At 65.7% G+C, this 9,479-nt stretch carries 8 protein-coding genes and 1 pseudogene; 6 read left to right on the plus strand and 3 right to left on the minus strand.

Annotated elements, in window-relative coordinates:
- The 3 genes from MLGJGCBP_RS46135 to MLGJGCBP_RS46145 all read left to right on the plus strand — a co-directional run.
- The coding region (locus tag MLGJGCBP_RS46135; protein WP_160095692.1) for a phosphotransferase family protein at positions 1-1,114 on the plus strand (1,114 nt) is incomplete at its 5' end.
- 15 nt (positions 1,115-1,129) lie between these two features.
- Positions 1,130-1,570 carry a nuclear transport factor 2 family protein gene (locus MLGJGCBP_RS46140; protein WP_201453032.1) on the plus strand — a complete coding sequence of 147 codons (441 nt, stop codon included), beginning with the start codon at positions 1,130-1,132 and terminating at the stop codon, positions 1,568-1,570.
- 26 nt (positions 1,571-1,596) lie between these two features.
- Positions 1,597-3,081 carry an aldehyde dehydrogenase family protein gene (locus MLGJGCBP_RS46145; protein WP_160095690.1) on the plus strand — a complete coding sequence of 495 codons (1,485 nt, stop codon included), beginning with the start codon at positions 1,597-1,599 and terminating at the stop codon, positions 3,079-3,081.
- Positions 3,082-3,144: 63 nt separating this feature from the next.
- On the opposite strand, the gene MLGJGCBP_RS46150 is transcribed toward MLGJGCBP_RS46145, so the two are convergent.
- Positions 3,145-4,254, minus strand: coding sequence for an alkene reductase (locus tag MLGJGCBP_RS46150; RefSeq protein WP_160095688.1), 1,110 nt, complete (start codon positions 4,252-4,254; stop codon positions 3,145-3,147).
- A gap of 267 nt (positions 4,255-4,521) precedes the next feature.
- On the opposite strand from MLGJGCBP_RS46150, the gene MLGJGCBP_RS46155 reads away from it, so the two are divergent.
- From MLGJGCBP_RS46155 to MLGJGCBP_RS46165, 3 genes are all read left to right on the plus strand, one after another.
- Positions 4,522-5,997 carry an MFS transporter gene (locus tag MLGJGCBP_RS46155; protein WP_160095686.1) on the plus strand — a complete coding sequence of 492 codons (1,476 nt, stop codon included), beginning with the start codon at positions 4,522-4,524 and terminating at the stop codon, positions 5,995-5,997.
- 66 nt (positions 5,998-6,063) lie between these two features.
- Positions 6,064-7,077, plus strand: coding sequence for an Lrp/AsnC family transcriptional regulator (locus MLGJGCBP_RS46160; protein WP_160095684.1), 1,014 nt, complete (start codon positions 6,064-6,066; stop codon positions 7,075-7,077).
- A gap of 133 nt (positions 7,078-7,210) precedes the next feature.
- The gene (locus MLGJGCBP_RS46165) at positions 7,211-8,563 is read left to right on the plus strand and encodes an amidase (RefSeq protein WP_160095682.1); all 1,353 of its coding nucleotides are present in this window, start codon (positions 7,211-7,213) and stop codon (positions 8,561-8,563) included.
- Position 8,564: 1 nt separating this feature from the next.
- Here MLGJGCBP_RS46165 and MLGJGCBP_RS53935 read toward each other — a convergent pair.
- Positions 8,565-8,808: pseudogene (locus MLGJGCBP_RS53935) on the minus strand (hypothetical protein); the annotation flags it as partial.
- Positions 8,809-8,885: 77 nt separating this feature from the next.
- Positions 8,886-9,479: cytochrome P450 (locus MLGJGCBP_RS46175; RefSeq protein WP_160095680.1), on the minus strand; the 594-nt coding region annotated here is incomplete at its 5' end.

Below are 9,479 nucleotides of genomic sequence, written 5' to 3' on the forward strand. Positions count from 1 at the left end.
CGAGATCTCCCAGGACCGTCAGGTCACCGAATTCGACGAGGTACCCACGTCGTACCGGGTGCTGACCCCGGAGTGGCTCACGGCCGTACTCTGCCGAGAGGTACCGGACGCGGCGGTGGTCTCGTTCGAACTCGGCCCGCGCGACGACGGATCGTCGAATCGGCGCCGGATCTCGTTGACCTACAACGACGCGGGTACGAGGGCCGGGCTGCCGGTCAGCGTGTTCTGCAAGGCAGCCGAGCAGCTCCAGAACCGCGTCATCCTCGCGGTGCTCGACGTTGCGCGCGCAGAAGCCGAGTTCTACACCAACGTGCGGAATCGGCTCGACATCGAAGTACCCAGGACGTGGTACGCGGGATTCGACCCGAAGACGTTCGCCTACCTGATCATGATGGAAGACCTCGCGGGTACGGCACAGTTTCCCGACGAGCGAACGATCCTGACCAGGGCACAGGCCGAAGACATGGTGCGGTTGCTCGCCACCCTGCACTCCAGGTTCTACGACAGTGCCGAACTGGGAACCGAGGCTCTGCCGTTCAAGACGTGGCCGGCCTTCTGGACGGATCTGACGGCGACTCCCGGATTTCCGGAGGCGTGCGACGCAGGATTCGCGGCCGCCGAGTCCGTGCTCCCGGCTCGCCTGTTCGCTCGCCGGTCGGAGATCTGGCCGGCGACCGAAAAGTCGGTGGTGCGCCACGACGAACTGCCGCAGACGCTTCTCCACAGCGACGTGCACTTCAAAAACTGGTACATCAGACAGGATGACGGCCGCATGGGCCTCACCGACTGGCAGATCGCCACCGTCGGGCACTGGAGCCGCGACTTCGTGTACGCGACGACGACGGCACTCACCGTCGAGCAGCGCCGTGACTGGCAATTGGACCTGCTGCGGCTGTACCTCGAGCTGATGGCCGACAAGGGGGTGCGCGACATCACCTTCGACGATGCGCTGCTCAATATTCGCCAGCAACTGTTCACCACACTCGCGTTCTGGACCATCACGCTGGTCCCGACGGACGACATGGCGCCGATGCAGCGTGAGGAACTGACCTTCGAGATGCTGCGCCGCATCGGCGCGGCCATCGACGACTACGACGCTCTCGACGCATTCTGACCGATTGGAGTGACAGTGCTGGACGACATCGAACAGATCAAGGTACTGAAGTCGCGGTACTTCCGGTTCATGGATACCAAGGACTGGGAGTCGTATCGGACGGTGTTCACAGAGGATGTTCTGTTCGACGTTCGGGGTGGGATGGAGGCCACCACACCCGGCGCGGTCTATGAGGAACCGCCGGTGACGGGTCGCGACGCCGCGGTGGACTTGATCCGCACCAGCCTGGACGGAATGGTGAGCGCCCACCAAGGATACCTGCCCGAGATAGAGATCCTCTCGCCCGAAGCCGCCCAGGGGACCTGGGCGATGACGGACGTGCTCCGGGCAGGCGAAGGCGCGCCGTTTCGGACGATGCGCGGGTACGGCCACTATCACGAGACGTACCGGCGCGTGGACGGCGAATGGCGGATCGCGACGCTGCGGCTCACCCGGCTACTCGTCGACGTCGACTAACTTTCACGGAAGGCAGGACTTCTACGATGACCACTGCAGGCATTCAGGACGCGACAGCCGAGCACGTGAGCCGTGAGGAACTCGAGCGCATCGTCGCCGTACAACGCGGAGCCTTCCTCCGCGACGGCCCTCCGAGCGCGCAGACGCGTCGTCACCGCATCGACCGCCTGATGCTGGCCGTCCTCGATGCCGCCGACGACCTCGCTCGGGCACTGGCTCAGGACTACGGCACGCGGCCCACCGGATTGACCAAGCTGTTCGACATCCTGGCCTGGGTCGGCGACGCCAAGGAAACGCGGGACAACCTCGGCGAGTGGATGAAGCCGGTCCCACTGGACGGGCCGGTGCCCGCCGTCGTCGAACAGAAGCCCAAGGGCGTCGTCGGCATCATGGGAGCCTGGAACTTCCCCGTCACGCTCACCGTCCAGCCGGCGTTCGCGGCACTGGGGGCAGGCAATCGGGTGATCATGAAGTTCCCGGAGTTCCACCCGCGAACCGGAAAAGTCTTCGGCGACGCGGTTGCCGAGTACTTCGGTGAAGACGAGGTCGCGGTGGTCGTGGGCGATCTGCACACCGCCCGAGCATTCTCCGAGCTGCCGCTGGATCACCTGGTGCTGACCGGGTCCCCGGCCGTCGGCAGGGCGGTGGCGACCGCAGCCGGAAAGAACCTCGTTCCGCTGACGTTGGAACTGGGTGGGAAGAATCCCGTCGTCGTCGGAAGCGACGCCGATCTCGACCTGGCGGCCCATCGCGTCGCGCTCGGGCGCATGATGAACAGCGGACAGGTATGCCTGTGCCCCGACTACGTGTTCGTACCCCGTGACCGGCACGACGTGTTCGTCTCGAAGCTCGAAGAGGCGTTCCGGCAGGCATTCCCCACGTATCTCGGCAACCCCGGCGCCGTCAGCATCGTGAATGCGCGCAATTACGACAGGATTGTGGCGCTGATCGACGATGCGGTGTCCAAGGGCGCGACGAAGAAGCAGGTCGTCGACCCGCAGGAGGCCGACCTGCTGCCCTCGCGGGAGCGCAGGCTGATCCCTCCGACGATCCTGACGGACGTCCCGCCACACGCGGGCATCGCCGGGGAGGAGATCTTCGGGCCCGTCATCGCGGTCTATCCATACGACGATGTGGCGGAAGTCATCGCCTACGTCAACGACCGGCCGGCCCCACTCGGCGCCTACTGGTACGGCGAAGACGGTGACGACTTTCGGACCTTCCTGCACCGCACCAATTCCGGAGGCGTGACCCGCAACGACATCTTCGCTCACCAGGCGGTCGCGGGTGCACCGTTCGGCGGTGTCGGCGGATCCGGATACGGCGCCTATCACGGCAAGGTCGGTTTCGACGAGTTCACGCACCGGCGCACCGTTGCGTCTCCCCTCGACGAACGCAGCTTCGCCGAGGGCACCACCGGGGCTGCCGTGGCGGCGGCCGAGGTCGAGGCCGGGATCGATCAGGCCATCGCCGCGGAGATCGCGGACATCAAGGGCCGACTCGACATGTGATCCCGGAATCCGGGTCAGGGAAACACGACTGCCGCGCCGCGAAATCGCGGCGCGGCAGTCGTGTTACGGCGTCGCGGAGAGGGCCGGGTAGTCGGTGTACCCTACCTCGAAATGTCCTGTGGGGCTGGTGTAATAGGTGGAACGTACGGGCGCGTTCAGGGGGGCGCCGGTCTCGAATCGCTTCGGAAGGTCGGGGTTCGCGATGAAGGATCCACCGAAGCTCACCGCGTCGGCGGCACCCGACTGGAGCAATTCCTCGGCGGAGTCCTGGTCGAAGCCGCCGTTGGCCACGACGACGCCGTCGTAGTTGCGGCGAACCAGGCCGATCGGATCGATTCCGTCCTCGGAGTGCCGGCCCCGGTAGTCCGACACCTCGACGAAGGCCAACCCGATCCCGCTCAGGCGTTGGCAGACATAGCTGTAGAGGGCTGTGCTGTCGTCGTCGTGGACGTCGTTGAAGTAGAAGCCCGGTGAGAGTTTCACCGCGATGCGTTCGGCGCCCACTCGTTCGCCCGCCCCTTCGATGACCTCCATCAGGAACCTCGACCGGTTCTCGATGGAGCCGCCGTAGGAATCCGTTCGCAGATTGGTTGCCGACGAGAGGAATTGCATGGGCAGGTAGCCGCCGGCGGCATGAATCTCGACGCCGTCGAAACCCGCGCGGATCGCACGCGTGGTGGCCTCCACGAAGTGGTCGATCTCGCGGGCCACGCCGGCGCTGTCGAGAGCGTCCGGTGTCGGGAACGGTCGATCGTGCCGCGGACACCGGATCGAGTAGCCCCTGAACCCGGGATCGGGCCGCACGGCAGAGGGGGCCACCGGGTTGGCTGCGCCCGGGAGCAGTTCGGGAAACGTGATGCGCCCGACGTGCATGAGCTGGGCGAAGATTCGGCCGCCCGCCCGGTGCACGGCATCAGTCACGGGCGCCCAGCCGACTTCGTGCGCATCGGTGTACATCGCCGGTTGGTTGTGCTCGCCCCGTCCGAGCGGGGAGGGGTTGACGCCCTCGGTGATGATGATTCCCGCACCGGCGCGTTGCGCGTAGTACTCCGCCATGATCGGTGTCGGGGTCTGGTCGAGGTCGGCGCGGAGTCTGGTGCACGGTGCCATGAAAACTCTGTTGGCAGCGTCGACTTTGCCGACGCGCAGCGGGCTGAGCAACTTCAGGGCCACGATATTTTCTCCTACCGTCGTTCCGACAAGTTATGAGAAAGTATGGCTCAAAAATACCGATGGGTGCAAGGGCGGGGCGGCTACTCGTCCGGCTGAACCCGGCGTCGGCGGCCGCAGTGCCGAAAGTCCGGAAAATTCCCGCCGTTGCGCAGCTGTTCCGGATCGGGCGAGGTAGTTTGGCCGCGTTTGCGGATGCTTTGTCCACTTGACGGTATTGGCGGTGACCATCTTCTGAGTCCCGATGTCCGTTCCCTGAAGGAGTGCAACATGCGCGCCGACCTTTCGCGTGACGCGGAAAGGGCTGAATCAGCAGCCTTCGCCGTCGTCGGCTTTCTCATCGTCATGGAGTTCGGCAGCGGACTGCTGCAGGGCTGGTATCCGCCGCTGCTCGCAAGTATCGGAGAAGCGCACGACGTGTCGGCGGCCACGCTGAACTGGGTCAATGTGATTTTCCTGTTGACGTCGGTGGCCTTCGTGCCGATCATCGCCAAACTCGGCGACATCTACGGACACCGTCGGATGCTGGTGCTCGCCGCCGCACTGGTCGCCGTCGGTTCGCTGCTCGTCGCGTTGGCCCCGACATTCGGACTGCTCCTGGCGGGCCGTGTGCTCCAGGCACCGCTGATTGCCTTCCTCCCACTCGAATTCGCGATAGTCCGAGATCGCGATCCTGAGACGGCCGGCCGGAACATTGCCTACCTGGTCGGCTCCCTCACCGCCGGTGTCCTTGCCGGAGGCCTTGCCTCCGGAGCGATGATGACGGCTGTCGAGGACCTCACCCTCGTCCTTCTCGTTCCGGCCGTGATGATGCTCGTCTGTGTTCCGACGGCCCGCTTCCTCGTTCGCGAGACCGCGGCGCGGAACCGGGCGAAGGTCGACTGGCTGGGTGCGATCCTGCTGGCGTCCGGTTTGCTGGCGCTCCTCAGCGGAGTGTCCAACGGAAACAGTCTCGGCTGGTCTCATCCGCTGATCCTGGCGCTGGTCGTGGGAGGCACGGTTGTTCTGATCGTCTGGGTATGCGTCGAGCGTCGCGTAACCGATCCTCTCGTCGACTTCACGGTCATGGCTCGCGGACGCCTTGTGCTGCCGGTGGTGATCGCGGCGCTGATCGGAGCGCAGATATTCGGGTCCCAGGCGCCGACCGCGCTGTTCATGCGGTCCGATCCGAACGTCAACGGGTTCGGTCTCGGTGTCAGCGCTTCCCTCGCAGGCATGCTGCTGGCCGTCAACGCCGCAGGTGCGTTCCTGGGTTCCGCGCTCAGCGACCGGATTGCGCGTGCGAGTGCCCGGCACCTCGCCATTGTTCTGGGGGCGGGGTTGACCGCCTGCGCCTACGCGCTGATGATCGTCGTCCCGGTCGGCGCCCCAGTCTTTTCCGCGTACCTGTTCCTTCAGGGTTTCGGCATCGGAATCCTCGTCGGACTCGTCCCTGCCGTCATCGTCGACCGTGCTCCGGCGGATTCGGTCGGTATCGCGTCCGGCATCTACAACACGTCCCGCACCGGGGCCGGCTCGATCGCGGGCGCGATCTTCACCTTGGTGATGTCGTCGATGCTGACCACCGTCACTGTCGGCGGCGTCGACAAGACCGTCTCGTCGCTGGGCTCCTATCACGCCGTCTGGGCGACGTGTGCGGCAATCTGTGTCGCCATCGCGGTGCTGGCGTTGTTCCTGGACGCAGATCGCGGCCGCCGCGACGTCGAGATTTCCGAGGCGACTGCGCGCGACACCGTCGGCTCGTGAAACGCCGTCGCCCACGTCCTCGACACCGGCAGGTAGGGTTCATGTCTGCGGATCGAAGGACAGGCAATGCAGGATTACGAACCGGATGACGTCGATTTCGCACTGATGCACGCACTGCAGATCGAGCCGCGAGCGACGTGGAAGTCGCTCGCCGGAATCCTGGGTGTCGACCCGGTGGCCTTGTCGCGGCGGTTCCGGCGCCTGCACGAGGCCGGCCTCGTCTGGGTCACCGGCTACGCCGCAGAGGTGGCGGGGCACAACGCGCTGGTCGAAGTGGAATGCACTCCCGGCAAGGCGGCGCTCACCGCCCGGATCCTTGCCGAAGATCCCTTGGTGTCCAGCATCGATCTGACCGCAGGTGGTCGTGACCTCATGCTGACCGTGATCGCCCGGAACTCGGGCGAGGCCTCACGATTCCTGCTGCACCGGCTCGGAGAGTACCCGGACATTCGGCGAGCACGGACTCACCTCATCACCGACGTGCTCTTCGAGGCGGGGAACTGGAGGCTGCGGACGTTGTCGCCTTCGCAGGTAGCGCAACTGCCGCGGTCACGTCCGCCACGTCCCCGCGCGGCGAGAACCATCGCTCCGGAACTCAGACGCGTGATCCACCGCGAACTGAGCGTGGACGGCCGCGCGTCGACGACCGCGATCGCGGAGTTGGCCGGAGTCAGCAACCAGCGCGTGGCCGACGCGATCGCGACGATGCGGCGGGACGGCTCGTTGGGACTGCGCACCGACATCGCCCGCACCTACTCCGAGTGGCCCGTCTACGCCTGGTACTTCATGCAGGTTCCCGCAGCCCTCGTCGAACGGCTCAGAACGTCACTGGGCCGGATCGAGGAAGTGCGGCTGGCGGTGCTCGTCGCCAGCGAATACAACCTCATCATGGCCGTCTGGTTGCGCACCCTGAACGACGTCCACCGGTTCGAACTGCTTCTCGAGAAGCTCCTGCCCGGGGCGCGGGTGGCGGATCGATCGCTGGTCATGGAGATCCGTAAGCACGTGGGTCACATCCTCGACGACAGGGGCCGTGCCACCGGACCGGTGGTGCCCATGGTGCCGTTGAGCAGGTCGTGACCGGCAGCGGTCGCGCGCAAGGTAATGGCCGGATCGGCACCCGAATACTCCGGTTTTCGGACGTTCCGAGGCCTTCTCGCACGTTTTCCTGACATTCTCGCCACCGAGATTCCACGCCGGTCAGAGTACGAGGATGATCACCACAGCAAGCACATCCGCAGAAACCGAGGTCCGGGTCGGCCTCGACCACATCGAGAAGTACGAACCGGAGATCACCTCGTTGATCACGGTTCGTCAGGACGAGGCGATCGCCGAAGCGCGTCGACTCGACGAGCAGGTCGAGAACGGCGTCTGGCCCGGTCCGCTGTACGGAATGACCCTCACCGTCAAGGACAACTTCGATGTGGCGGGTACTCCGACGACGAATGGAACCGCGTTCGCCTACGCGCCGCAGGCCTCCGAAGACTGCTTCGTCATCGACCGGGTGAAGGAGGCGGGCGCTGTCATCCTGGGGAAGGCGAATCAGTCGGAATACTGCCAGTCCGTCACGAACCAGAACGTTCATCACGGTTCGTGCCGGAACCCGTGGGGTCTGGACCGCATCGCAGGCGGATCCAGCGGCGGTTCGGCCGCCGGCGTCGCCGCGAGGATCGCGACGGCATCGATCGGAAGTGACTCCGGTGGATCGATCCGGATCCCGGCAAGCCTGAACGGTGTTGTCGGACTGCGACCCTCGGCGGGCCGCCTCTCCAACCGCCGCACCGCATCCACTCGCGTGGCAACCTTCACCGTCGGGGGACCCCTCGCACGCACGGCCGTCGACGCCGCCCGGTTGTTCCACGCCATGGACGCGTACGACCCGGCCGATGTGACGTCGGTCGACCGACGTCGTGACCACACCCTCGCCCTGGGCAGGGAGGGTCTCCGGGGCCTCCGGATCGGCGTCCCGACCAACTACTTCATGGACGGCGTGGACAGCGAGATCCTGGCAGCGGTGAACGCCGCCATCGGCACCCTCGGCGACCTCGGTGCAGAGATCACCGACGTGCACGTGCCGGGTGCCGAGGACTGCCGTACGCATTTCTATCCGATGGTCACGGCAAACTTCTTCGCCCTCTACGGCGAGTACCTCGATCGGCCCGCCGAGGATCTCGATCCCGAAGTCGTGATGTCACTGGAACACGGCCGGTCGGTCACGGCAACGCAGTTCGCCGAGGCGGCAATGTACCGGCAGTCGTTCATTCGCAACCTCGAGAACCTCTTCGACGACATCGACGTATTCGTCTGCCCGACAGTGCCGATCGCAACACCTCGACTCGGGAAGCTCGAGCACTCGGAAATGATGGACGTGTCGCGCAACAACTTCGTGCAGCCGTTCGCCGGGATCCCCGCCATATCGATTCCGTGCGGACTCCGCTCGGACGGCATGCCCATCGGTCTGCAGATGACGGCGGGATACTGGAAGGACACCGTCCTGCTGAACGCGGCCATCGCCTTCCAGAATGCGACCAGCTTTCACACGCAGCGGCCCGCGCTCATCGGCTGACCTACGCGTCGCGGACGAGGTGATCGGTGTCGCGGTCGTCAACAACCCCGTGTCCGACCCTTCCGATCACCTCACGCCGCACCCGGGTGACCGACCGTCCGCACCACGGGCGACGGATTCGCGTCCTGCCGGTCCATGGCGATCGGGAGGGTTGCGGCGTCGCCCGCGATGGGCAGGTATTCGCCGCCGGCCATCGTCAGGTCCGCCGTCGAATCGACCACCACGGCCACCCCGACACCCGCGCCAGCGTCGACCGTGCACCGACCCGCCGAGCGAGGCTCCGAGGACCGCGACCGAACGGTTGCGGGAACACGCGGGCGAGTCATCGTCCGGATCCCTCTGTTTCTCGCGTTCCCGCGGGGAAGGTGAGGTGGACGTTCTCGACTCCCCACGCGAGGCCGAGATGTTCGTGTGGTTCGACGCCGGCAACGAGTTCGAATTTGGGTATCCTGCGCCGCAATTCGGTGAACGCGATCTTCAGCTCGAGGCGGGCCAGGTGCAGGCCGACGCAGCGGTGCGGGCCGAGCCCGAACGCCAGGTGCGGCTTGGCCTCGCGGTCGAAGTTCACCTCGTCGGGCTGCGGGTAGTACTGCGGATCACGGTTGGCCACGGCGAGCGGGAAGTGCACGCGCTCGCCCTTGGTGAGCGTGATGCCTGCGACGTCGACCGAATCGTGGACGACGGTGCGTGTCGGCACGGCAGGTGCCGCCCAGCGGAGTAGTTCCTCGATCGCGGGCTCGAGACTGTCCGGCGTCTCGAACATCGCGTCCCATTGTTCCGGGTGCTGGGCGAGGTAGACCATCGACTGTGCGAGCACGCTCTGGACGGTGTCGAGGCCGGCCAGCATCATGAGCAGGAACATGTCGAACAGTTCCAGGTCGGTGAGTTTCTTGCCGTCGATCTCGGCGTCCAGAGC

This window comes from Rhodococcus sp. T7, from assembly GCF_009872365.1.
Lineage (GTDB): Bacteria > Actinomycetota > Actinomycetes > Mycobacteriales > Mycobacteriaceae > Rhodococcus_F.

Excerpts from the sequence above, each read along its gene's own strand:
- MLGJGCBP_RS46165 (WP_160095682.1), top strand. The coding sequence starts at position 7,211 with ATGATCACCACAGCAAGCACATCCGCAGAAACCGAGGTCCGGGTCGGC.
- MLGJGCBP_RS46155 (WP_160095686.1), top strand. The coding sequence starts at position 4,522 with ATGCGCGCCGACCTTTCGCGTGACGCGGAAAGGGCTGAATCAGCAGCC.
- MLGJGCBP_RS46160 (WP_160095684.1), top strand. The coding sequence starts at position 6,064 with ATGCAGGATTACGAACCGGATGACGTCGATTTCGCACTGATGCACGCA.
- MLGJGCBP_RS46145 (WP_160095690.1), top strand. The coding sequence starts at position 1,597 with ATGACCACTGCAGGCATTCAGGACGCGACAGCCGAGCACGTGAGCCGT.